This is a genomic window from Alistipes intestinihominis (assembly GCF_040095975.1).
GTDB classification, from domain to species: Bacteria; Bacteroidota; Bacteroidia; order Bacteroidales; family Rikenellaceae; genus Alistipes; species Alistipes senegalensis.
This window is the reverse complement of sequence record NZ_JBBMFL010000008.1, coordinates 69,617-94,465: the sequence shown is the minus strand read 5'-3', so window position 1 is coordinate 94,465 and position 24,849 is coordinate 69,617. Positions and strand designations below refer to the sequence as shown.

Sequence of the window (24,849 nt, the reverse complement as noted above, 5' to 3'; positions counted from 1 at the left end):
GGGCAACTATTCGCCCGCAGACGCTCTTTCAACCGCACGCCGCTTGTCGAGATACTCCGTCATCCTGTCGAACGTCGCGTCCAGCCGGCGGTCCATCCGATACTCGATAAACGGAAGAACGTCCGTAGGGGTATCGCTCCCGGGACACCAATCGGCCCGGAATGCCTCCGAACCGGTCTTTTTCGAAAAAATGCCCTGCCCGGGCCGCGGAAACCAATAATCATCAACGGCCTCCCCGACGGTAAGCTCCCGCGACCAGGCCACACGTCCCGAACGGTCGGCGCCCGGACCGTAACAGCCGAATTCGGCGTAAAACACGTCGCCCTTGCGGGCCGCGTCGTGCCAGTCGCGCCATCCTTCGGGGCAAATCGCCCCGGGCAGTTCGCACATCAGCCACACCGTCCGGGCCGTGGATTTCCACGGACGCCCGAGGTAAACCCGCGTCACCCCTTCGGCGGCCGTCACGTGACAATGGATAAAGACATATCCGTATTTGTTGCGCTCGGTGGTCGAAGCCGCCGTGATGAAGCTGTCGGCCTTGCAATGGATGGTGCAATGCACGAACTCGACGATGGAGGGCCCGAAGATGAAATCCGTCGTACCCTCGATGTAGGAATCCGTGACGAATACGCGCGAGACATAGCCTTTCGTGAAGAAGGTGTCCTGATTGCCGATCAGACGGCAGCCGTCGATCCAGATGCGGTCGCCGCGCGTTTCGAGCGCCACGGCCTGCCCCACCCTCCCGGCGTCGTTGCAGACTTCGAGGTTATGCAACAGCACGTCGTCGGCCTGCACCGAAAAGGTATAGCTGTCGTAGGTGGTCAGCTCCCGGCCATCGACGACCTTGCCGGAATGGTCGTCCCAGACCAGCCGCACGTCGTCGGGATATTTCCCGCACCCGACCACGACGACCTTGTCCTTGTAAACGTCGAGCGTCACTTTCTCGCGGTAAGTGCCGGGCATGATCCGCACCGTGCGCCACTCCGCGGGTTTCGACGGCAGGGCGTCGAAGCACGCCTGAATGGTCCGGAAATCCCCGCCGCCGTTGCAATCGACGGTATAAACCGTCTCTGCCGAGGCCCAGAGGCCCCGGCAGAGCAGAATCATCAGTATCGCCGAACGCAGCATGGCGCCGTCAGAGCGTTACGCCCGTCTTGAAGATGGCGATCTCCTTGAAACCCGTCTTTTCGTGCTTCAGGTGCTCGCCGTCGGCCGTCGCCAGCACCTTGTCGATGAAGCGTTCCAGCACGGCCTGCGGCTCCTCGTCCTCGACCAGCGTTCCGGCGTTGAAGTCGATCCAGTTGGCCTTGAACTCCGAAAGCCGGGTGTTGGTCGAAATCTTCATCGTCGGCACGAAAGCCCCGAACGGCGTGCCGCGCCCCGTGGTGAAGAGCACCAGCTGGCAGCCCGACAAGGCCAGCGCCGAAGCGGCCACCAGGTCGTTGCCCGGAGCCTGCAAGAGGTTCAGCCCCGGTTTCGTGACGGGCCGGGCGTAGTTCAGCACATCGACGACGGGCTGCGCCCCGCCCTTCTGCACGCATCCCAACGACTTCTCTTCGAGCGTCGTGATGCCGCCCTTCTTGTTGCCCGGCGAGGGGTTCTCGTAGATCGGCTGGTCGAACTTGCGGAAATAGTGCTTGAAATCGTTGATCAGGCAGACCGTTTCGTCGAAGACCGTGCGGTCCGCGGCGCGGTCCATCAGGATCGTTTCGGCGCCGAACATCTCGGGAACCTCCGTCAGCACCGTGGTCCCGCCCTGCGCGATCAGCCAGTCGGAGAACAACCCCACCAGCGGATTGGCCGTGATGCCCGAAAAGCCGTCCGAACCGCCGCACTTCAACCCCACTTTGAGGTAGGAGAGCGGAAGCGGCTGGCGTTTATCGCTTTTCGTCTTTTCGACCAGCCCGCGGCAGATTTCGAATCCGGCCTCGATTTCGTCCTCGACCTCCTGGGCGATCAGGAATTTCACCCGCTCGTCGTCCCACTCGCCGATCACCTCCTTCAGGGCCGACACCTGGTTGTTCTCGCACCCGAGGCCCAGCACCAGCACGGCGCCCGCATTGGGGTGCTTCACCAACGCCGCCAGCGCCTTCTGCGTGTTGGCATGGTCGTCGCCCAGCTGCGAACAGCCGTAATTGTGGGTGTAGACCCGCACGTCGTCGAGGTGCGAGCAGTCGCACTCGCGCTTCACGCGCTCCGCGATGGCCTGCGCCTGTCCGTTGACGCATCCCACCGAAGGCACGATCCACAGCTCGTTACGGATGCCCATCGCACCGTTCTTGCGCAGGTAGCCCATCACCTTCGCGTCGCGCCGGGGATACGCCACGTCGTAGACCTTCGGGGCATAGGTGTATTCGAGGTCGTCGCGGAGGTTGGTTTTCAGGTTGTGGGAGTGAATCCACCCGCCCTGCGGAATATCCTCCGTGGCGTGGCCGATCGGATAGCCGTATTTCACGACGTTTTCGCCCGCGGCGATGTCGCGCAGGGCGAACTTGTGCCCCCGGGCGATGTCGTCCCGAAGCGTCACGCCGACGCCGTCTACCTCGACCGTCTCGCCCTTGTGCAGGTCGTCGGCCAGCGCGACGGCGACATTGTCCGCGGCATTGATTTTCAGAAATCGTTTCATATCGATAAAATGATCCCGCACGTCCGGCTCCCATAAAGCCCCCGCCGAGGCGGGGGTTTGGGGGTGGGTCAGACTTGCAAACACGGCCGGAGGCCGTGACATGAAGCGTCCGAAACGCCACACCGGAGCAGCTGACTGGTTACTCTCCTAAAAACTTCTTCAAAGCATCCTTCATGCCCAACGCCTCGATGTCGCGGACATAACCCGCAACGGTCGGGACGAATCCCGGAACCTCCGAGAAATCGACGGTGAAGATGCCGCTCTCCTTTACGATCTTCGAGATCGTGGCCTCGACATCGGCCGAATCCCAGTTGGCACGGATGTACTCCACGAACTCTTTCGTATCGTCGGGCTCGAAGCCGCTCTTGGGACTGTAAAGGGTCATCAGCGCCGCGAAGGTGAAGCACTCGCGCGCGGCGATGCGCTGCGCCTTGAACCAGTTGTCCCGGACGGTCGGATAGTTGCGCGCCTCCCACTTCGACAGCGAATTGAGCGAGATGGAACGGAGCATGTGCTTGATAAAGGGGTTGTAGAAACGCTCCAGAATCCCGGCGGCGAAGCGCTTCAGCTCGTCCTGGTCCTCCTCGATCATCGGGATCACCTCCTCGGCGACCATGTCGTTGATGAACCGCTCGATCGCAGGGGTGTTGAAGGCGTCCATGACCGTCTCGCAGCCCATTTGCAGGGCGATGGGCACCATGCCCGTGTGCGAACCGTTCAGAATGCGGACCTTCTTATCGCGGAACTGTTTGATCGAAGGCATGAAGATCACATGCAGACTCGCCTTGTCCAACGGCAGCTCCTTCATCACCTCCTTGTAGCCCGGGCCGCCGATGGCCCACAGGTGGTACAACTCGGCCTTCACCACGAGGTTGTCGTCGTAGCCGATCTCCTCCTTGATCTCGTCGATCTGCTCGCGCGGGAAGCCCGGCACGATGCGGTCTACGAGCGTATCGCAGAAGTGGCAGTTCTTTTCGACCCAGTCGATGAAATCGGAGCCCAGCTTGTTATACTCGGCATGCCGGATGACGTATTCGTGGAGCGTCGAACCGTTGTTCTCGATCAGCTCGCAGCAGATGATGCACAGACCCTTGGTCGGATCGCCGTTGAAATGCTTGAAACGCTTGTACAGCAACGCCGTCATCTTCGCGGGGTACGACTTCGGAGGCTCGGCCGTCAGGTCGTCGCCCTCCTCGTAGCGGATGCCCGCCTCGGTGGTGTTCGAAATGGTGATTTTCAGCTCCGGGGAGAGGAAATAACGCTCGTAGGTCGCATAGTCCACATAGGGATTGAACGAGTCCATGACGCTCTTCACCAGCCGCACGTCCTTTTTGGGCTGCTTGTTCTCGATGCCCTCCAGATAGACGTGGTACATGTTGTCCTGCCTGTGCATCAGGTCGATCATCCCCAACACCTTGTGCTCGGGGTCGATAATCGGCTGGCATACAGCCACTCCGGCATCCATGACGCCCTTTTCGTTGGCGATGTCGATCTGCCAGTCCACGAAGGCCCTCAGGAAGTTCCCTTCGCCGAATTGCAGGATGCGGACGGGACGGACGGCCTTTTCCACGGCCGACTTGTTCAGTTGCTTAATCATTGTATGTCAGTTTTTTATATTACTCCAATACGATAGGCTTGTATTTCGGAACCAGCGTCTTCATCACGATCCAGCCGACGAGGTAAGCCACGGCGCAGATGCAGAAGACGACGAAATATCCGGCGGGTTTTCCCTCGAAGCCCATATAGGTCATATTGGTCTCCTCGGCATGCACGAACAGCCATCCGGCGAACCATTGCAGGATCATCGAGCCGACACCTCCGGCCATGCCGCCGATGCCCGTCACGGTGGCGATCGCCGACTTGGGGAACATGTCGCCCACGGTCGAGAAGATGTTGGCCGACCACGACTGGTGCGCCGCGCCGCCGATACCGATCAGAATGATCGGGAACCACGGCGAAATGGTGCCCAGAGGCTGAGCCAGCAACACCAGCAGCGGGAAGAACGCGAAGATCAGCATAGCGCGCATACGGGCCGCATAGGGGTTCAGACCCGTCTTGTTGATGATGATCGTCGGGAGCTTGCCGCCGTAGATAGAGAGCATCGTGATCGCATAGAGCGTGAAGATCAGCGCCACGCCCAGTCCCTCGGACATCTTGATCCCGAACTGCGAATTGAGATACGAGGGGGTCCAGAAGAGGAAGAACCACCACACGCCGTCGGTCATGAACTTACCGAAGGCAAAAGCCCAGGTCTGCTTGAACGAAAGGGTTTTCCAGAACGACATCTTCGGGCACTCGTCCTCCGTCTCCTCCTTGGCGACGGCGCCGTCGATGACCTCGTGTTTGTCCTGCTCGATATACTCCAGCTCGGCGGCGTTCACCCTCGGGTGCTCCGACGGCTTCTTGTACATGAAGACCCAGAAACCCATCCAGACGAAGCCCAGGGCGCCGATCACGATGAAAGCCATCTCCCAGCCCCAAGCCTTGGCCAGCAGCGGAATGGTCAGCGGAGCGAACAGCGCTCCGATCGAAGCTCCGGCGTTGAAGATCGAGGTGGCATAGGCGCGGTCCTTCTTGGGGAAGTACTCGGCGGTCACCTTGATGGCTGCGGGGAAGTTGCCCGCCTCACCCAGAGCGAGGATGCAGCGTGCGGCGATGAAGAAATACATGCTGACCATAGCGATGGTCGCGGCCACGGCCGAGCCGGCCTCGACGGCGCGCAGCGCGGCGGCATTGGGAAGCCCTACCCACGCCTCGGTGGCCACGCCGCAGAGAGCGTGCAGACAGGCGCCCAGCGACCAGACGCCGATGGCCCACAGATAACCTTTCTTGGTGCCCATCCAGTCGATGAAACGCCCGGCGAAGAGCATGCAGACGGCATAGACGATCGAAAAGATCGAAGTGATGAGTCCGTAATGGTACTCGTTCCAGTGGAATTCGGGTTTGATGAATTCGTCCCACGTCAGCGAAAGCACCTGACGGTCGAGGTAGTTAACGGTCGTTGCGAAGAAGAGCATCGCACAGATGACCCAGCGGTACTGCGTCATCTTCCCTGCGAGAGTCGATTGATTCTTTGACATTTATTCGGTTTTTAATAAGTAGTGTTCGGGGGTCGGTGAGCCGCATGAACGGCATCCGGCGGCGGAGCGGGGCCGCCGCCGGACGACCGAACTTACGGAATCGGTTTTTAACGCACCTTGGCGATCACGTCCAGGGCGAAACGGCATTTTTCGGAGACGGCCTTCCAGTCTTTCGCGGCTATCACCTCCTTGGGGAAGAGCTGCGAACCCATGCCCACGCAGAAAACGCCGGCCTTGAACCACGCCGTGAGGTTCTCCTCGGTGGGCTCCACGGCGCCGGTGGCCATGATGTTCGACCACGGCAGCGGGGCCTTGACGTTCTTGACGAACGACGGACCGCCCACGTTGCCCGCGGGGAAGACCTTCGTCAGGTCGCAGCCCAGCTCCTGAGCCAGACCGATCTCGGTGACCGATCCGCAGCCCGGGGTGTAGGGCACCAGGTGGCGGTTGCAGACCTTGGCGACCTCGGCGTTCAGGTAGGGACCCACGACGAAGTTGGCGCCGTACTGGATGTACAGGGCCGCGGTCGGGGCATCGACGATCGTACCCACGCCCAGCACCATTTCGGGACACTCCCTGGCGGCGAACTTGATGACCTCGATGAATACCTCCGAAGCGAAATCGCCGCGGTTGGTGAACTCGAAAGCGCGCACGCCGCCCTCGTAGCAGGCTTTCACGACCTGCTTGGCGATCTCGGCGTCAGCGTGATAGAATACGGGAACCATGCCGGTAGCCTGGATTGCAGACATCACCTGCATCTTATTGAAGCGAGCCATAATTTTTTAATGTTAAATGTAGAAGGTTAAAGGTGAAAGGCATTTCCCAACGACACCTTTAACTTTTCACTTTTCATCTTTCACTTTAATTACCTTTGTACGCGTCCGCTGGCGTTACCTCCAGCCAGACTCTCGACCTCCTCGGCCGATACGAGGTTGAAGTCGCCGTTGATCGTGTGTTTCAGGGCCGATGCCGCCACGGCGAACTCGAGGGCCTCGCCCTGCGTCGGCTTGGTCAGCAGGCCGTGGATCACGCCGCCCGAGAACGAGTCGCCGCCGCCCACGCGGTCGATGATCGGGTCGATGTCGTAACGCTTCGACTCGTAGAACTCCTTGCCGTCGTAGATCATGGCCTTCCAGCCGTTGTGCGTCGCCGAGAACGACTCGCGCAGCGTCGAGATCACGTATTTGAACCCGAACGTCTCGGCCATCTGGCGGAAAATGCCCTTGTAGCCTTCGGCATTGGTCTCGCCGCCCTCGACATCGGCGTCGGGCTTGAACCCGAGGCACAGCTCGGCGTCCTCCTCGTTGCCGATGCAGACATCGACGTATTGCATCAGAGGCTTCATGATCGACTGCGCCTTCTCCTTGGTCCAAAGCTTCTTGCGGAAGTTCAGGTCCACCGAAACCGTCACGCCGTGACGCTTGGCGGCCTCGCAGGCCAGACGGGTCAGCTCGGCGGCCTTGTCCGAGATCGCGGGCGTGATGCCCGACCAGTGGAACCACCGGGCGCCCTCCATGATGGCGTCGAAGTCGAAATCCTGCGGATCGGCCTCGGCGATCGACGAGTGCGCACGGTCGTAGATCACCTTCGAGGGACGCATCGAAGCGCCCGTTTCGAGGTAATAGATGCCCACGCGGTCGCCGCCGCGGGCTATGAAATCGGTCCGGACGCCGTATTTGCGCAGCGCGTTCACCGCCGACTGGCCGATCTCGTGCTTCGGGAGCTTCGAGACGAAATAAGCCTCGTGACCGTAGTTGGCGCACGAAACGGCTACGTTGGCCTCGCCGCCGCCGTAGACGACATCGAACGAATCGGACTGGACGAAACGGGTATTGCCGGGCGTCGAAAGACGCAGCATGATCTCTCCTAATGTTACGATTTTCATGGTTTTATTGCGTGTTAAAATTTGAAGTAATTCTTAGCGTTCCGATAGCAGATGCCCTCGATGATCTCCCGCCCGATGAAGTCGATTTCCGAAGCGGGCAGCAGGCCGTTTTCGATGTCGTTGCCCACGAGGTTGCACAGCGTGCGGCGGAAATACTCGTGGCGCGGGTACGAGAGGAACGACCGCGAGTCGGTCAGCATGCCGACGAAGCGGCTCAGCAGACCCAGCGTCGAGAGGGCGTTCATCTGCTTCTCCATGCCGTCCTTCTGGTCGAGGAACCACCATCCCGATCCGAACTGGATCTTCCCGGCGCCGTAACGACCGTCCTGGAAGTTGCCGAGCATCGTGGCCACCAGCTCGTTGTCGCGGGGATTGAGGTTATAGATGATGGTCTTGGTGAGTTTGTCCTCCCGGTCGAGCATGTCGAAGAATTTCGACATCTGCTTGCCCACCGTGAAGTCGCCGATCGAGTCGAAACCCGTATCGGGGCCCAGCTGGCTGAACATGCGGCTGTTGTTGTTGCGGATGGCGCCGTAGTGGAACTGCTGCGTCCAGCCCGTCTCCCAGTCCATGACGGCGAACTCGACCAGCATGGCCGTCTTGTACTTGCGGATCTCCTCGGGCGTCAGCGTCTGCCCGCCGTATACCTTATTAAAAATAGCGCCGATCTCCGACCGGGTGTAATCCTCGGCGTAGAACTCCTCGATGCCGTGGTCCGAGAGGCGGCAGCCCACCGACTCGAAGAACTTGTGACGCACGCGCAACGCCTCGATCACGTCGTCGAATTTCGAAATCGTGACGCCCGAAACCTCCGAAAGCCGCTCCATATAGGCGCGGAACTCGGCCGGAGACTCCACGGCCATCGCCTTGTCGGGACGCCACGTGGGGAGCATCCTGGTCGCAAAACCGTCCTCGCGGACCTTGATGTGGTGTTCGAGCGAATCCACGGGATCGTCCGTCGTGCACACGGCCTCGACGTTGTAGTGGCGCATCAGACCGCGGGCGTGGAACTCAGGCTTCTGCAACAGCGCCGTACAATGGTCGTAGATCTCGCGGGCCGTCGAGGGGTTCAGCAGCTTCGTCACCCCGAAGGCGGTCTTCAGTTCGAGGTGCGTCCAGTGGTAGAGCGGGTTGCGCATCGTATAGGGCACCGTCTCGGCCCACTTCTCGAACTTCTCCCAGTCGCTGGTATCCTTGCCCGTGCAATACTTCTCATCGACGCCGTTGGTACGCATCGCGCGCCATTTGTAATGATCGCCTTCGAGCCAGATCTTCGACAGGTTGTCGAAGCGGTGGTCCTCGGCGACATACGCGGGAATCAGGTGGCAATGGTAGTCGATGATCGGCATCTTGGCCGCATGGTCGTGGTAAAGACGCTGCGCAGTCTCGGTCTGCAACAGGAAGTCGTCGTCGTTAAACTGTTTCATGTTCAATCTATCTGTTTTTATAGTCGTTCGCTCCGGTCGGAGCGCCGCAAAACGCCCCTTTTCACAACGTAAAATTACGAACTTTACGTCACTCCCGATACGAAAAATTGCCAAATAAAGTAGATTATTTGCCAATTTGGTTGACCAATGTACGGAAAAATCGTAAATTTGCCTAAAATCCAACAAAAAATCTTTTAACATAGTATGATGAAAAACACGATTCTTGGGTTTGCAGCCGTGCTGATGGCCTCCTGCACCCCCGCCCTGAAGGTAGATGTAGCCAACACGACCCAGCTCGAACGCGACGACGAGACGGTCGAAATCGCCTGGTCCGAAGTGGCGGCGCTCGAAGGCGTAACTCCGGAAAACGTCGTCGTCCTGAACGACGACGGCGAACAGATTCCCTCGCAGGTGCTCTTCCGCGGCACGGCGGAACCCCAGGCGCTGATCTTCCAGACCGACGCCGACCCGATGGAGACCAAGCGTTTCAAGATCGTCACGGGCGTGCGCGAAAACTACCCTGCCGAAGCGTACGGCCGCACGGTTCCCGAACGCTACGACGACTATGCGTGGGAGAACAACAAGGTGGCCTACCGTCTTTACGGCCCGGCGCTGGAAACCTCGCCCGAAAAACTCATCACCCCGGGTATCGACGTATGGGTGAAGTGCACCGACAAGCTGGTGATCGACGAGTGGTACGCCCGCGGCAAATACCACCACAATTTCGGCGACGGCATGGACTGCTACAAGGTGGGCGTGACGCTCGGCTCGGGGGCTTCGCTGCCGTTCGTGGACGGTAAGTTCTGGATGATGGGCCACAACTACGCCACGGCCCGGACGCTGGACAACGGTCCGATCCGCACCACCGTGGAGCTGACCTACGCGCCGTTCAACGTCGATGGCACTCCCGTGTCGCTCACCAAGACCATCTCGCTCGACGCCAACCAGCGTTTCAACCGCATGGACAACGTCTACGAGGGAGATTTCGCCGAGATGCCGATCGCCGCGGGCTTCGTGCGCCACGACGTGAAACGCCTGATGACGGGCGACGACTGGATGGGCATGGTCGAAGCCGCCTCGGACTCGAAGAACCCCGCACGCGACGGCGACATCTTCCTGGGTGTGATCCTGCCCGGCGCCGAGATGCTGGCCGACACGCTGGGTCACGCCGTGGCCGTGAAGAGCGTGAAGCCGGGCCAGACGCTGACCTACTATGCCGGTTCGGGATGGAGCCAGGGCGGCGTGGAGGATATGGGCGAATGGGTCGAGGAGATCGGCATGGCGCAGGCCGCCGCCGTGAATCCGCTCCGGGCGACCGTCCGCAAATAAGTTGAAAATTATCATGAAAAGTCCGGTCATCAGACCGGACTTTTTCAGTGCCGTAACGGTACTTTTATAAGCCGAAAAGTTTTACCGAAGCACACGCACGATTCGGGGTTGAACCTATCCGACTTTTTTGTACCTTTGTAAGAAATCAACGCGTCACCTCGAAAAACCATGAACAACCAAAAAATCGTCACTTTCGGAGAGATCATGCTGCGGCTCACGCCGCCCGACTATCTGCGTTTCAACCAAACCGACCTGTTCCGCGCCAGCTACGGCGGCAGCGAGGCCAACGTAGCCGTTTCGCTGGCCAATTTCGGGCTCCGCAGCGAATTCATCACCCGCCTGCCCGAGAACCGCGTGGCCGATGCCTGCCTCGACGACCTGCGCCGCTACGGCGTCGGAACCGACGGCATCCTCCGCGGCGGCAAGCGGCTGGGACTTTATTATATGGAGGAGGCCGCATCCATGCGCACCTCCCACGTCGTCTACGACCGTGCCGACTCGGCCTTCGACACCCTCAGCCCGGGGATGATAGACTGGCGCAGCCTCTTCGACGGCGCTTCGTGGTTCCACTGGTCGGGCATCTCGGCCGCGGTGAGCGCCGACACAGCCGCTGTATGCGCCGAAGCGATCGCCGTCGCCCGGGAAATGGGGCTGACCGTCTCGTGCGATATCAACTACCGCAAGAACCTTTGGAAATACGGCAAGGAACCGCAGGAGGTGCTGCCTCCGCTGATGGAGCAATGCGACATATTCTTCGGCACGGACGACGAATACGAAAAGATACTCGGCATGCGCCTGCCGAAATTCGAGGCCCGCGACGCCTCCTACCGTCCCGACACGGCCGGCTACGAACGTGCTTCGGCCGAGGTTGCGGCGCGGTTTCCCCGCTGCCGGGGCATCGTCTTCGGGCTCCGCAGCGTCCTGAGCGCCAACCACCACCTGATCTCCGGAACGCTCTACACCGGGGGACGGCTGCTCTCCACGCGGGTTTACGACATCGACAATGTGGTGGACTGCGTGGGCGTGGGCGACGCTTTCGTGGGCGGGCTGATCTACGGAATGGCCGAACACGCCGGAGACATGCAATTCGCCCTCGATTTCGGCACGGCGGCCTGCGCGCTGAAAAACACCGTGCCGGGCGACTACAACCAATTCACGGCCGAAGAGGTCGCCCAACTGGCCCGCGGCTCCGTTTCGGGCCGTATAGCCAGATAGCCCCCGCCCGCCTAAAAGCGGGTTTTAGGGGGCGACGGATCGTTCGTACGCTGACAACCCAACCTGCGCCCCGCAAGCACGGAAATTTACACGAAAAAGCCCGACTTATAAAAGTCGGGCTTTTCTGTTTTAACCGGGCGGAGCGCAGCATGGGCCGAAAGCTCCATACCTTGCCGTTGCCCCCTAAAGCCGGCCTCTTAGGCCGGCTATTCGCCTTTGGCCTTTTTGTAGAGGTCGTTGTAGGTGTTGTACTTCTCCATGATGCCCGGTTCGTCGCGCAGACGGAAGCAGAGCGACTTGAGGAACTCCAGCGTGTCGATGTCGTCGGGCTTGATCTGGTGAGCTTTCTCGAACCAGGGTACGGCGGCCATATAAACGTCGTTGACACCCTTCAGGTCGGCATCGTAGGCAGCCTGGCTGCTGTACTGCTTCTCGTTCATCTCCTTGTTGAGCGCGTCGCCCTTGATCGTGTAGAACACACCCAGATAATAGTTGCCTTCGAACATGTCGGGCTTCAGCTCCACGACCTTCTTGAACGAGTCGATGCTCTGATCGTAGTCTTTCAGCGCATAGAAAATACGTCCGCGGCCGAACCACATGTCCACGTTCCCGGGATTGTCCTCGATGGCCTTGTCGATCAGCGCCACGAGGTCGGCGGGATTGCCCACGCCCTCCTCCGAGGTGTAGAGCTGCATCAGACCGTCGAGAATACGCTCGTTCTTCGGGCACTTCTCGATGCCCGTCAGCAGAACGTCCTTGGCCTTCATCACATTGGCCCTGTCGATATCCTTCTGACCGTAGAGGCAGTGGAAGAGGTAATAGTAGATGTTGCCCTCGGGCACGCCCTCGGCATTGGTATCGACATAGCCCAGGTCGATGGCTTTGGTCAGATACTCGGCACCCTTGACGAACGACTTGGGGTTGTTGGCGCCATCGACCGTCAGCAGGTAGCCCGCATAGTAGAGCAGCGCGGGATCGGCCTCGCCGTAAGCCGGGCTCGACTGGGCCTTGTAAGCCGTCACGTAAGCCTTGGCAGCCTCGGCGTAGTTGCCCGAATCAATGCCGGTGTTGCCGGCCTGCGAGCAGAAATCGCTGACCTGCTTCAACCCCTCCTTGACCTTGTCGGCCGTCTTGGGGTCCAGCTCGTAAGCCTTGTTGTAAGCCTCGATGGCCTTCGCGGGAGCGTCCTTCATCACCCACTTCGTCTGCTTCCACGTGGCGACCTTGTTGTCCTTGACATAGGCCGTGAAATAGGGATAGACCCATGCGTCGAACTCCGCGCCGTTGAGCGTCTCCTTAGCGGTTGACTTGGGCTCGCCGACAGCCAGTTTCAGCATCGCGGCGTCCATGTTGACGAAGAGGCTCTTCGTAGGTTCGATAGCCACTTCGTAGAAAGCCTTGCCGCGGTTGATCCACGTTGCGGCCTTGGTAGCCTTCTTCTCGTTGGCGATGTCGGCATCGCTCTTTTCGATCTTGGCGAGAAGCGCTTCCTTGTTCACTTTCTGGGCCTGCACGGCGGGAACTGCCACGAGCAGCGCCGCGAGAACCGTCCAAATCGTTTTCTTCATAGTAAACTGAAATTTTAGGTTTTTTGATGTTTTTCAATTATTCTTCCGCCGAAGGAGCGTCGGTCGCGGGCGTTTCGGCCCCGTTCTCAGCGCCTTCCGCGGTCTGCACTTCCTCCTCATCCCCGGCTGCCGGCACGGCCATCACCGAAGCAATGGCATCGCCTTCGCGGAGGTTGATGATACGCACACCCTGCGTAGCGCGGCCCGCAAGGCGGATCTGCTCGACGGCGGTGCGTATGGTGAGTCCCGAACGGTTGATGATCATCAGGTCGTTCTCGTCGGTAACGGCCTGTATCGAAATCAGTTTGCCTGTCTTTTCCGTAATGTTGATGGTCTTCACGCCCTTTCCGCCGCGGTTGGTGATGCGGTACTCGTCCAGATCGGTGCGCTTTCCGTAACCGTTCTCGCTCAGCACCAGCACATCCTGCTTCGAATCGGGTTCTACACAGATCATGCCGACCACTTCGTCGTTCTCCTCAATCGAGATACCGCGCACGCCGGCGCCGACGCGCCCGATCGGACGCACCGTCGATTCGTTGAAGCGGATGGCCTTGCCCTCCCGGGCCGCGATCATCACCTCGGCGTTGCCGCTGGTGAGCTTGGCCTCGATCAGCTGGTCGCCCTCGCGGATGACGATGGCGTTGACACCATTCTGACGCGGACGCGAATAGGCTTCGAGACGGGTCTTCTTGATCGTGCCGTCCTTCGTGCACATGATGATGAAGTTGCTGTTCACATACTCCGCATCGGCCAGGCTCTTGACGTTGATATAGGCGCGGACCTTGTCGTCCGGCTCGATCTGGATGACATTCTGGATGGCGCGGCCCTTCGACGAACGCGCGCCCTCGGGAATCTCGTAGACCTTGAGCCAGAAGCAGCGGCCCTTCTCCGTGAAGAACAGCATCGTATTGTGCATCGAAGCCACGTAGATATGCTCGATGAAGTCCTCGTCGCGCGTGGCGCTGCCCTTGGCCCCTACGCCGCCGCGGTTCTGCGTGCGGTACTCGGCCAGCGGCGTGCGCTTGATATAGCCCATGTGCGAGATGGTGATGACCATGTCGTCGTCGGCATAGAAATCCTCGGGGTTGAACTCCTCGGAGGCGTAGACGATCTCCGAACGGCGCTCGTCGCCGTATTTCTCCTTGATCTCCAGCAACTCGTCCTTGATGACCTGCATTTGCAGCGAAACATTTTCGAGAATCTCGGTCAGATGCTCGATCAGCTTCATCAGCTCGTCGCGCTCGGCGATCAGCTTGCCGCGCTCCAGGCCGGTCAGCGCGCGCAAACGCATCTCGATGATCGCCGAAGCCTGAATGTCGCTCAGCTCGAAACGCTCGATCAGGATCTGTTTCGCGGCGTCGGGCGTCTGCGAAGCGCGGATGATGTGAACGATCTCGTCGATGTTGTCCTGTGCGATCAGGAGACCCAGCACGATGTGCAAACGTTCCTCGGCCTTGCGCTTGTCGTAGCGTGTGCGGCGGACCACCACGTCGTGACGGTGGTCGATGAAATGCCGGATCAGATCGCGCATCGACAGCAGCTCGGGACGGCCGTTCACCAGCGCGATGTTGTTCACGGCGAACGAGGTCTGCAACGGGGTGTTCTTGAACAGCGTGTTCAGCACCACGCTCGCCACGGCGTCCTGTTTCAGAATGATGATGATCCGCAGGCCGTTGCGGTCCGATTCGTCGTTGATGTAGGAGATGCCTTCGATCTTCTTGTCGTTGATCATGTCGGCGATCTTCTTGATCATCTCGGCCTTGTTGATCATATAGGGGATCTCCGTGATGACGATGCACTCGCGGCCGCTCGGCGTATGCTCGATCTCGGTCTTGGCGCGCATCATCACACGTCCGCGGCCCGTCAGCATCGCCTCCTTCACGCCCTCGTAGCCGTAGATGATACCGCCCGTGGGGAAGTCGGGGCCCTTGACGTACTGCAAAAGCTCCTCGCCCGTGATTTCGGGGTTGTCGATATAGGCGCAGCAGGCGTCCACCACCTCCGAGAGGTTGTGAGGAGCCATGTTCGTGGCCATACCGACGGCGATACCGCTGGCGCCGTTGACGATCAGCAGCGGAATTTTCGTGGGAAGGACCGTAGGCTCGGGAATCGTGTCGTCGAAGTTCAGCGTCCAATCGACGGTCTCCTTGTCTATGTCGGCCATCACCTCGTCGGTGATCTTCTTCATTCGCGCCTCGGTATAACGCATGGCGGCCGGCGAGTCGCCGTCCATCGAACCGAAGTTGCCCTGTCCATCGACCAGCGGGTAGCGCATCGACCAGTCCTGGGCCAGGCGGACCATCGCGTCGTAGACCGACGAGTCGCCGTGGGGGTGGAACTTACCGAGCACGTCGCCGACGATACGGGCCGACTTACGGGTGGGTTTGTCGGAGTAGAGGTTGAGCTCCGCGCTCATATCGTAGAGGATGCGCCGGTGTACGGGCTTCATACCGTCCCTGACATCGGGCAGCGCACGCGACACGATGACCGACATCGAGTAGTCGATGTACGCCGACTTCATCTGCTCTTCGATATTGATGGGGATGATACGCCCCACCAAACCGGCATTCTTTTCTTCTTCCGTTAGCATTATTCAGTGTTTAGATCTTTTTGCACCGACACCGCGCATTCGCCGGGCCGGTGTCATCGAAAAATTACCACTTGTTTAACATACAAAAATAGGATTTATTTCCGATCTGAGCAACTTTGCGGGGAAAAATCTCTTCGCGCGCGCGATATTTTTCGGGGAGCATGCCGTTTTTGGCCCTTTTCCGGCGATCTGACGGCCCGAAAAAAATCTCCCGGCAGAGTGCCGGGAGAAAAGTCGAAAGACACGATGTCGTCCGACAACCGGAAATTACATAAGCATAGCAATTTTGGGATAAAAAACATTTCAAGCCAATGAATTATCGACTTTTTTCGCTATATTTGATTCGAATTAAAATTCATATCCATTCGGTTCAATTAAAATAACAACACCCATGAAGAAACTTTTGTATGCAATCATCGCTCTCCTGTACGCCGCAACCATGCAGGCGCAGGAAGAACAGAAAGACGTGACGAAATTCCTCGGCATTCCGGTTGACGGATACAAACCCGCCATGATTGAAAAACTGAAAGCCAAAGGGTTTCGCAGCATACCTAATACCGACTTGCTGGAAGGAGAATTCAATGGAACCGAAGTATATGTAGGTGTCGTAACAAACAACAACAGAGTATACAGAATTGGATTGTCAGATAAAAACACTCGGGGCGAAACAGACATTAAAGCCCGCTTTAACAGGCTCTGCCGACAATTTAGGAACAATCCGAAATATAAAACGTTCAGGACCGAGGAGGAACAGACAATTCCCGACAATGAAGACCTTTCCTATGAAATAACAGTCCATGACAAACGCTATGAGGCTGTTTTTTACCAAATTTCCCAATTGGACACCGTAGCCATATACAATGAATCGAAACAATCACTGCTGTCCGAATATACACAAGAACAGTTGGACAATCCGACAGAAGAAATATCAGCTGCAATCCGACAAATATATCTCGCAAATAAAACGTGGTATGATTCTCAAAATATATTAGCATTATTTAATAAAACCGTTTGGTTTATGATCGCAAAAGAATCTACTGGAGAATACCGCATTATGATGTTTTACGACAACAAGTATAACGAAGCAGACGGCGAAGATTTGTAATGACAGTCTGACCGAAAACACACCGGGCCGCCATGCGATTGCGTATATGGCGGCCCGGTGTTCCATTTCGTAAAAAAAAATTACCGGAAGTCTATGAATTCATATCCGGCATAGGCATTTTTATCGAAGAGCCGGACGTGCCCCGCAAGCGGCGCGATGCCGAGGATGCCGACCTGCACCTGCTCGCCGTCGTAATCGTAGGAGAGCGACAGAGGACGCATCGCGGCGGTATCGACCGTCACGGTGACGCTGCCCGCCGGAGAATCGTTCCCGGCGGCGGGCGTCAGCCGCACGACGGCGCGCCCCCCGGCTTCGGAGACCAACGCCGGGATATACTCGCTGCCGAGGAAATCGAAAGCCCGGACGGGATTGTTCAGGATGTTGCGGCTCGCGGCGTCCACCTCCGTCACGGTCACCTCGCGGCGGCGGTTGTCGATTTCGTAGCGGACCACGCTGTCGGCGAAGACCTCGGCGTCGGCCAGCGCGAGGTAGTAGCACTGTCCCTCGACGACATAGCTGCCGCGGCTTTTGTAATCACCCGCCGAGACTTCGAAATCCACGCTGTAACCGGGCATCGCGCGGAACCCCGCGGCGAGTTTTTCGAGTATCTCCGTGGCGCGCCCGGCCGCCTTGCTTTGCGGCATTCCGCAGCACAGCACCGCCATGAAAAGTGAAAAATGAAAAATGAAAGATGCGTTTTTCTTCATATCGTCCCCCAACTGCCGCGCAGCCGATTTTTAATTCTTAATTCTCAATTTTCAATTAGGCTTGTTCTAAGCCGTTGGCCTAAAATACCCCCAGTTCCTGCAATTTGGCCTCCAGCGAGGGCAGGTCGTGGTAGAGGATGTCGCGCGGCTTGGCGCCCTGCTGACGGCCGACGATGCCGGCCCGTTCGAGCTGCATCATGATGCGCCCGGCGCGGTTGAATCCCACCTCGTAGTTGCGCTGGATCATCGAAGTCGAGATCGACCCGTCCTGCACGGCGCTGCGGGCGATCTCGGCGAAGAGCGAATCGTATTTCAGAGGCGCCGAAGAGGTCTCTTCGCTGCCCATCTGCGATCCGTCGCCGCCGTCGGGCGTGTAGTCGGGCAGCGCATAGGCCGCCGTGTAACCCTGCTGTTTGGAGATGTAATCGACGATGCGTTCGACCTCCTTGGTCTCGACCAGCGCACATTGGATGCGCGTCAGCTCGCCGTCCTTCGAAATGAGCATGTCGCCGCGGCCGATCAGCTGATCGGCGCCCGGACGGTCGAGGATCGTCCGCGAGTCGATCATCTGCATCACGCGGAAAGCGACGCGGGCCGGGAAGTTGGCCTTGATCTTGCCCGTGATGACATCGACCGACGGACGCTGCGTGGCGATGATGAGGTGGATGCCGATGGCGCGGGCCTTCTGGGCCAGGCGCGTCACGGGGGTTTCGACCTCCTTGGCCGTCATGATGAGGTCGGCGAACTCGTCGATCACCACGACGATATAGGGCATGAAGCGGTGGCCGTTCAGCGGATTCAGCCGCCGGGAGGTGAATTTCTCGTTGTACTCGGAGATGTTCCGGGCTCCGGCCTTCTTGCAAAGTTCCAGCCGGTTGTCCATCTCCGTGCAGAGCGAATTGAGCGTATAGACCGCCTTGCGGGGATCGGTGACGATGGCTTCGTCCTCCGACTCCATCTTGGCCAGAAAATGACGTTCGATCTTGGCATAGAGCGAGAACTCGACCATCTTGGGGTCGATCATCACGAATTTCAGCTGCGCGGGGTGCTTGCGGTAGAGCAGCGAGGTGATGATGGCGTTCAGTCCGACGGACTTGCCCTGTCCCGTGGCTCCGGCCACCAGCAGGTGAGGCATCTTGGCCAGATCGAAAACGAAATTCTCGTTCTGGATCGTGCGGCCGATCACCACCGGCAGTTCGGCCTTCGACTCCTGGAAACGCAGCGACCGCACCGCCGAGTACATCGAAACGATCTGCTTGTTGCGGTTCGGGACCTCGATGCCGATGGTCCCCTTGCCCGGAATCGGGGCGATGATGCGGATGCCCGATTCGGCCTTGAGGCTCTGGGCGATATCGTTCTGAAGCCCCTGTATCTTGGCGATCTTGACCCCCTGCGCCTGCACGATCTCGTAGAGCGTGACCGTGGGGCCCACGGTGGCCTTGATGCGCTGGATCGGAATGCCGAAATATTTGAGCGTCTCCTCGATCTTGGTCTTGTTCTCGAAAATCTCCTCGTCCGACACCTCCGAATCGGAAACATAGTCCTCCAGCAGCGTCACGGGCGGCTTGTGGTAGTTCACGAGGTCTTTCAGCGGATCGTAGCTCTCCGTCGGGATCGACTTTTCGTCAACCAGTTTCGCTTCGTTGGACTCCACCGTCACCACGATGCCTTCACCCTGGGGCTCGGGCGCCGGAAGCGCTTCGGCGGACACCTCCGCAAACACCTCTGCGGGCGTCTCCTCCGGTTCTGCGGGTTCGACAGGCCCGCCGGGCTCGTCGCCGACGAGGATCTCGGTGAAGGGTCCGTCGGATGCGGGAGCCGCCGGCGCAGCAGGACGGAACACCGGGCGTTCCAGCTCGATCAGCCCCCCGCGGCCCATCACCACGCGCCCTCCGGGGTGCGAGAGATCGACCTCGGTGAACTCCTCGTCCCCGGCGGGTTCCTGCGGCATCTCCTCCGGAACGGCCTCGCCGACGGGCTTCCCGTCGGACGTTAGTTCCACGAAAGGATCGTCGTCCTCGTCTCCGGCCGCAGATTTCACGACCGAAGCGACCTCCGCAGGACGCTCGACGTGCATCGGCGCGGCCTTCCGCACCGGAGGCTCCGGCGTTTCGGCGACTTTCCGGACGGGAGCGGCGGGCTCGGCGGCCTTCGGAACCTCCGGCTTCGGGGCCGGCCCGGGAGCCTCCTCCGTGATCGCCCCGTCTTCCCCGGGAACACGGCCGAGGGGCGCGACCACCTTGTGTCTGACGATCTCGACGATCTTTTCACTCTTGCCGGCCACGACGTTGCCGACCTCGTTGACCTTGTTGATGAAGTTGCGGTTGATGAATACGCCCGTCAGAATCCACCCGCCCAACAGCAGGATAAGCGTTCCGACGGCGCCGATATGCGTGCGCAGCAGCCCCGAGACCTCGATGCCGAACGCCCCGCCCCACCCCGTCGAGCAACAAAGACTCCAACGGTCGGCGAAAGCGAAGCCCAGGGTCAGCGACCCGAGGATCATGATGAAGAAGAGCGAGAGGATCGAATGGTTCACCAGCAGCGGCCGCTGGCGGATGATCCTCACCCCGATCAGCACCAGCATCACGGGAATCAGGATGCCGAACAGTCCGAACGAACGATCGACCAGCATCATTCCCAGCCGCGCCCCGGCGACGCCGCAGAGGTTCTCGATCTCGGCGCCGATCAGTTCGCGGTCTTCGACCGACTTTTGCAGCACGCTCTGGTCGGGAGCCCAGCTGAAAAACGAAAAGAATACCGCGGCGGCGGTGAACACTCCCACGAACAGCAGCAGCAGACCCGCGATCCAGCGCGCGCTGTCGCGGTTGGAACGCTGCACGTTCTGTCGTCCGTTGGGGAATGTCGTATTTTTGGATGCCATTTTTGTTACGCTTGATTTATCAAGCGAAGGTACGGAAAATCCCGAAATTTTCGGCGAAAATTCCGGGAATTAAGAATTAAAAATTAAAAATTAAAAACCGACACGTACACAAAAGCACGCAGCACAGCAAATTGCACGCATTATATCAAGCAGGGAATCACACAAAGCAGCCCCCAGGAAACGATCTGCAATTCTTAATTCTCAATTTTTAATTCTTAATTGGCTAAAAGCCTTCGCTTTCAGTCGTTCGCAGTACTCCTCGCCGGCGAAAGTGCGGAACGTGAAGCGGGGTTCGTGATCCGCCGGAGCGCGCAGGCCGCAGTCGTTGAGCAGCTGCGCCACCCGGCGGGCGACGGCAGGCGACGGATCGACGATCGCAACGCCGCGCCCGGCGACGACGCGCTCGAGCACGGGCGTCAGGAAAGGATAGTGCGTGCACCCCAACACGATCTGGTCGGCGCCCCGGGCCAGCATCGGCTCCACGGCGGCGCGCACCGTGGCTTCGGCCTCGGGCGTATCCTCCCGGTCCCCTTCGACCAGCTCCACGAACCCCGTGCCCGGGACGGTCAGGACCTCGATCCCGCTGCCGTACCGGGCGGCGGTGCGGCGGAACAGCTCGCCGTCGAGGCTCCGCTCGGTGGCCAGCACCCCCACCACCCCGCTGCGGGTGGCCAGACAGGCGGGTTTCACGGCGGGCTCCATGCCCACGATGGGCAGGTCAGCGTATTTTTCGCGCAGAAAGTCGATGGCCGCGGCCGTGGCGGTGTTGCAGGCCACGACGACCATCTTGCAACCCATCCCGACCAGCCGCGAGACGGCGGCGTCGGCCAGCGCCCGCACCTCCTCCCGGGGCCGGGAGCCGTAGGGACAGTTGGCGCCGTCGCCCAGATAGACGAGCGATTCGCCGGGCAGCATGCGCCGGATCTCGCGCCAAACGGTCAGCCCGCCCAGCCCCGAATCGTAAACGCCGATCGGCGCGTCATTTGAGTTCGCAGTCACGGTCTTTCTACTTTCAAAGCCCGTCTTTCAGCCGGGCCAAAATACACTCCACCACCTCCTCGTCGGAAAGCAGGTCGCAATCGACGATCAGCGACGCCTGCGCATAGAAAGGCTCCCGGGCAGCCATATCGCGCTCCATGAAAGCCACCAGCTCCTCGTCGTTCAACCCTTGCAGGCGGGGCCGCTTACGGCGTCCGTAGGGGCTCAGGCGGCGGGCGATCTGCTCCGCCGAACGGCGCAGGTAGACCGTGCAGCCCGCGGCATTCATCCGGGCCATGTTGTCGCTCCACGTGGGCAGTCCCCCGCCCGTGGAGACCACCGGAACGGCGCCCTCGCCGATCACGCGGTCCAGCACCTCACGCTCGACCTCCCGGAACCGCTGCTCGCCCTCGTAGCGGAAAACGTCGGAGACCGACGCTCCCTCGCGCTCCTCGACCAACGCGTCAGTATCGGCGTACGGAATGCCGAGACGCCGCGCCAGCTTGCGTCCGAGGGTGCTCTTGCCGCACCCCATGTAACCGACCAAAAAGAGGGGTTTCATCGTCGCCATGCATTTAGAAAAGATTCAGTTGCTCGGGGTCGATCACCTCGTCGGCATCGCCTTTGGCCCGCTCGATCTCGAACTCCACGTCCCCGACGATCGTTCCGGCCGGGGAGCGGTCCGCCGAGGCTTTTTCCGGAGCGGGTTTCGCCGCCGGATTCGCTTTCGGAGCGGCGGATTCAGCCGTTTTCACCTCTGCGACAGAATCTTGCGACACATCACCGGAAGTATCCGTCAGCTGATCGCCATCAACACCCTCTTCGTCAGTCTGTTCCGGCTCGGGAGGAAGCTCAGATTCGATCATCCGCAATGCGGCGACATCGTAAGTCGTCAGGCGCTTGCCCTTGGCGCGGTGGCTCTTGACGCCCACGAATTCGTCAACGTCGATAAGGTCTGCGGGCCGCGAAGCGTGCGCCCCCTTATAGGTGATCTCCAGCTGAGCGCCGGCACAGTCCGTCACGCAGATGAAATCGGCATCGGCATCCAGGAAATCCTGCGTCTTGTCCGACATTTCGGCCGTGAAGCGCTTCATGTAGTAGTACTGCTGATCGCGGTCGTAATAGCACAGACTGTAAACCCGGTCGGATTCGTAACGCGCCACGCGCACGGTGTCGTCGGGGAAGTGCTGCATCAGGTCGTAACCCGTGATGTAGTACTGGTTCTTGGAGGTCCACACGATCAGCTTGTCATCGCCCTTGAATTCGCCCAGCAGCTTTCCGCGGCCGTCGGCGTTCAGGCGGCGGACATCCTCGTCGAACCAGATGTTCTGCCCTCCGAGCGTCGAGGTGCCGCGCTCCTTCAACACGATCTTATGGATGCCGTAGCGCGAGAAAAGGTTGCCCTGACTCTGACGCCCCTTGATGGCGAGGGTCGAGAAATCGAGGTCCACGATCACCTTTTTCAGGCGCGGACGGGGCTTGAAGTAAACCTTCAGCACCTCGGCCTCACCGTTCGGATTCACAGACATATACAGAATCTCGCTCTTGGGCGTTCCCTTGGTGATGTCGTACTCCTTGTCGCGCGTGATGCCCTTGATGGCGCAGCGCTTCATCATAATCGCGCCGTTCTTGCCGTCGCGGTAGAGGACGTTGTAGATCGTGCGGTCGTCGTTGCGTTTGAAGACCCCGATATAGTAGATGTTCTTGTCGAAGAAAGCCTTGTCCGAAACCTTCGTGATGACGTAACGCCCGTCCTTCGTGAAGACGATCACGTCGTCGATGTCCGAGCAGTCGCAGACCAGCTCGGCGTCCTTCATCGACTTGCCGATGCCGAAGAAACCCTCCGCGCGATCGACATAGAGTTTGGCGTTGGTCACGGCGACCTTCGTGGCCTCGATCGAATCGAACTCACGCAACTCCGTGCGGCGCTCCCGGCCCTTGCCGTACTTGTCGCGGATGCGCTCGTAGTAGGCGATGGCGTATTCGGTCAGGTGGTCCAGATCGTACTGCGTGGCCTTGATGTCCTCCTCGATCTGTTTGATCTCGTTGTCGGCCTTGTCCGAATCGTAACGCGAAATGCGGATAAACTTCAACTCCGTAAGGCGCTGCACGTCTTCAAGCGTCACTTCACGTCGCAGCCGTTTCTTGAAGGGTTCCAAGCCCTTATCGACAGCAGTGTACGCCTCCTCGCGGCTCTTGCAGCCTTCGATCAGCTGGTAGAGCTTGTTCTCGATGAAGATGCGTTCCAGCGACGCGGCGTGCCACGCCTCGTTCAACTCCCCGAGCTTGATCTTCAATTCGAGCCCCAACAGCGACTTGGTGTGCTCGGCCGAACGGCGCAGAATCTCCGAGACGCCCAGGAAATGCGGCTTCTCGTCCCAGATCACGCACGAGTTCGGGGAGATCGACACCTCGCAGTCGGTGAAGGCGTACAGGGCGTCGATGGTCTTGTCCGACGATTCGTCGGGGGCGACCTGAATGACGATCTCGACCTTGTCGGCCGTATTATCATCGACCTTGCGGATCTTGATCTTGCCCTTGTCGTTGGCCTTGATGATCGAATCCTTGATCGACTCGGTGGTCGTGGTATAGGGAATCTCGGTGATGGCCAGCGTGCGTTTGTCGATCTTCGAGATCTTCGCCCGGACCTTCACGGCGCCGCCCCGCAGTCCGTCGTTGTAACGGCTCACGTCGGCCATGCCGCCCGTCGGGAAGTCGGGATAGAGCTGGAACTCGCGCCCTTCGAGGTAGGCGATGCAGGCGTTGATCAGCTCCACGAAGTTGTGGGGCAGGATTTTCGACGCCAGACCCACGGCGATACCGTCCGAACCCTGCGCCAGCAGCAGCGGGAATTTGATCGGCAGCGTCACGGGCTCCTCCTTGCGGCCGTCGTACGAAAGCATCCACTCCGTCGTCTTCTTGTTGAAAACCACGTCGAGGGCGAATTTCGACAGCCGCGCCTCGATATATCGGCCCGCGGCGGCCTCGTCGCCCGTGAGGATATTGCCCCAGTTGCCCTGACAGTCGATCAGCAGGTCTTTCTGCCCCAGCTGCACCAACGCGTCCTTGATCGACGCATCGCCGTGCGGGTGATACTGCATGGTCTGCCCCACGAGGTTGGCGACCTTGTTGTAACGGCCGTCATCCACGACCTTCATCGCGTGGAGGATACGCCGCTGGACGGGTTTCAGACCGTCTTCGACGTGCGGCACGGCGCGTTCGAGGATCACGTACGAAGCGTAGTCCAGGAACCAGTTCTTATACATGCCCGTCAGCTTGCGCACGCCCCCTTCCTCCTGCGTCAGGCGGTCGAACTTGCCCGCCTTGGCCGGAGCTTCGGCGACAGGCGTCTCTTCCGCCGCATCGACTGCGGTTTCGGGCGTCGAGGCATCCTCGTTGAGCGCTTCGTCGCGCCCCGTCTTATCGTTTTCTTCCGCCATGAAATCGGAATTTTT

17 protein-coding genes are annotated in these 24,849 nt (G+C 59.6%); 3 read left to right on the top strand and 14 right to left on the bottom strand.

What is annotated here, in order from left to right; translation table 11 throughout:
* Positions 1 to 6: 6 nt before the first annotated feature.
* The 7 genes from WMO46_RS08370 to uxaC form a co-directional block, all read right to left on the bottom strand.
* Positions 7 to 1,128 carry a pectinesterase family protein gene (locus WMO46_RS08370; protein ID WP_349094185.1) on the bottom strand — a complete coding sequence of 374 codons (1,122 nt, stop codon included), beginning with the start codon at positions 1,126 to 1,128 and terminating at the stop codon, positions 7 to 9.
* 7 nt (positions 1,129 to 1,135) lie between these two features.
* Positions 1,136 to 2,626 carry a UxaA family hydrolase gene (locus tag WMO46_RS08365; protein ID WP_019150635.1) on the bottom strand — a complete coding sequence of 497 codons (1,491 nt, stop codon included), beginning with the start codon at positions 2,624 to 2,626 and terminating at the stop codon, positions 1,136 to 1,138.
* Between the two features lie 139 nt (positions 2,627 to 2,765).
* Positions 2,766 to 4,223, bottom strand: a complete 1,458-nt coding sequence (locus WMO46_RS08360) for a tagaturonate reductase (protein WP_349094184.1) — start codon at positions 4,221 to 4,223, stop codon at positions 2,766 to 2,768.
* Between the two features lie 19 nt (positions 4,224 to 4,242).
* Positions 4,243 to 5,706 carry an MFS transporter gene (locus tag WMO46_RS08355; RefSeq protein WP_129651965.1) on the bottom strand — a complete coding sequence of 488 codons (1,464 nt, stop codon included), beginning with the start codon at positions 5,704 to 5,706 and terminating at the stop codon, positions 4,243 to 4,245.
* A 107-nt stretch (positions 5,707 to 5,813) separates the two neighbouring features.
* Positions 5,814 to 6,482: a bifunctional 4-hydroxy-2-oxoglutarate aldolase/2-dehydro-3-deoxy-phosphogluconate aldolase gene (locus WMO46_RS08350; RefSeq protein WP_129651964.1), complete on the bottom strand. Its 669-nt coding sequence runs from the start codon at positions 6,480 to 6,482 to the stop codon at positions 5,814 to 5,816.
* 89 nt (positions 6,483 to 6,571) lie between these two features.
* The gene (locus WMO46_RS08345; protein WP_019150639.1) at positions 6,572 to 7,591 is read right to left on the bottom strand and encodes a sugar kinase; all 1,020 of its coding nucleotides are present in this window, start codon (positions 7,589 to 7,591) and stop codon (positions 6,572 to 6,574) included.
* Positions 7,592 to 7,605: 14 nt separating this feature from the next.
* Positions 7,606 to 9,018: a glucuronate isomerase gene (gene uxaC / locus WMO46_RS08340; protein ID WP_129651963.1), complete on the bottom strand. Its 1,413-nt coding sequence runs from the start codon at positions 9,016 to 9,018 to the stop codon at positions 7,606 to 7,608.
* A 207-nt stretch (positions 9,019 to 9,225) separates the two neighbouring features.
* Here uxaC and WMO46_RS08335 point away from each other — a divergent pair, with 207 nt between their 5' ends.
* Both WMO46_RS08335 and WMO46_RS08330 read left to right on the top strand, forming a co-directional pair.
* Positions 9,226 to 10,347, top strand: a complete 1,122-nt coding sequence (locus WMO46_RS08335) for a DUF4861 family protein (protein ID WP_196017333.1) — start codon at positions 9,226 to 9,228, stop codon at positions 10,345 to 10,347.
* Between the two features lie 168 nt (positions 10,348 to 10,515).
* On the top strand, positions 10,516 to 11,562 hold the full coding sequence (locus WMO46_RS08330; RefSeq protein WP_349094183.1) for a sugar kinase: 1,047 nt from the start codon (positions 10,516 to 10,518) through the stop codon (positions 11,560 to 11,562).
* A gap of 206 nt (positions 11,563 to 11,768) precedes the next feature.
* Here the strand turns inward: WMO46_RS08330 and WMO46_RS08325 are convergent, their stop codons facing one another.
* Complete coding sequence (locus tag WMO46_RS08325) at positions 11,769 to 13,130, bottom strand: tetratricopeptide repeat protein (protein WP_019150643.1); 1,362 nt, start codon at positions 13,128 to 13,130, stop codon at positions 11,769 to 11,771.
* 37 nt (positions 13,131 to 13,167) lie between these two features.
* Positions 13,168 to 15,720, bottom strand: coding sequence for a DNA gyrase subunit A (gyrA, locus tag WMO46_RS08320; protein ID WP_349094182.1), 2,553 nt, complete (start codon positions 15,718 to 15,720; stop codon positions 13,168 to 13,170).
* Positions 15,721 to 16,111: 391 nt separating this feature from the next.
* Between gyrA and WMO46_RS08315 the strand changes: the two genes are divergently transcribed.
* The gene (locus WMO46_RS08315; protein WP_302584106.1) at positions 16,112 to 16,825 is read left to right on the top strand and encodes a hypothetical protein; all 714 of its coding nucleotides are present in this window, start codon (positions 16,112 to 16,114) and stop codon (positions 16,823 to 16,825) included.
* 80 nt (positions 16,826 to 16,905) lie between these two features.
* Here the strand turns inward: WMO46_RS08315 and WMO46_RS08310 are convergent, their stop codons facing one another.
* From WMO46_RS08310 to WMO46_RS08290, 5 genes are all read right to left on the bottom strand, one after another.
* Positions 16,906 to 17,490 carry a LolA family protein gene (locus WMO46_RS08310; protein WP_278964254.1) on the bottom strand — a complete coding sequence of 195 codons (585 nt, stop codon included), beginning with the start codon at positions 17,488 to 17,490 and terminating at the stop codon, positions 16,906 to 16,908.
* A gap of 121 nt (positions 17,491 to 17,611) precedes the next feature.
* Positions 17,612 to 20,416, bottom strand: coding sequence for an FtsK/SpoIIIE family DNA translocase (locus WMO46_RS08305; RefSeq protein ID WP_349094181.1), 2,805 nt, complete (start codon positions 20,414 to 20,416; stop codon positions 17,612 to 17,614).
* A 201-nt stretch (positions 20,417 to 20,617) separates the two neighbouring features.
* Positions 20,618 to 21,415, bottom strand: coding sequence for a glutamate racemase (gene murI / locus WMO46_RS08300; RefSeq protein ID WP_349094180.1), 798 nt, complete (start codon positions 21,413 to 21,415; stop codon positions 20,618 to 20,620).
* A gap of 13 nt (positions 21,416 to 21,428) precedes the next feature.
* Complete coding sequence (locus WMO46_RS08295) at positions 21,429 to 21,956, bottom strand: shikimate kinase (protein ID WP_026076500.1); 528 nt, start codon at positions 21,954 to 21,956, stop codon at positions 21,429 to 21,431.
* 13 nt (positions 21,957 to 21,969) lie between these two features.
* A complete protein-coding gene (locus WMO46_RS08290) occupies positions 21,970 to 24,834 on the bottom strand; it encodes a DNA gyrase/topoisomerase IV subunit A (protein ID WP_349094179.1) in 2,865 nt (954 codons plus the stop codon).
* Positions 24,835 to 24,849: the final 15 nt, after the last annotated feature.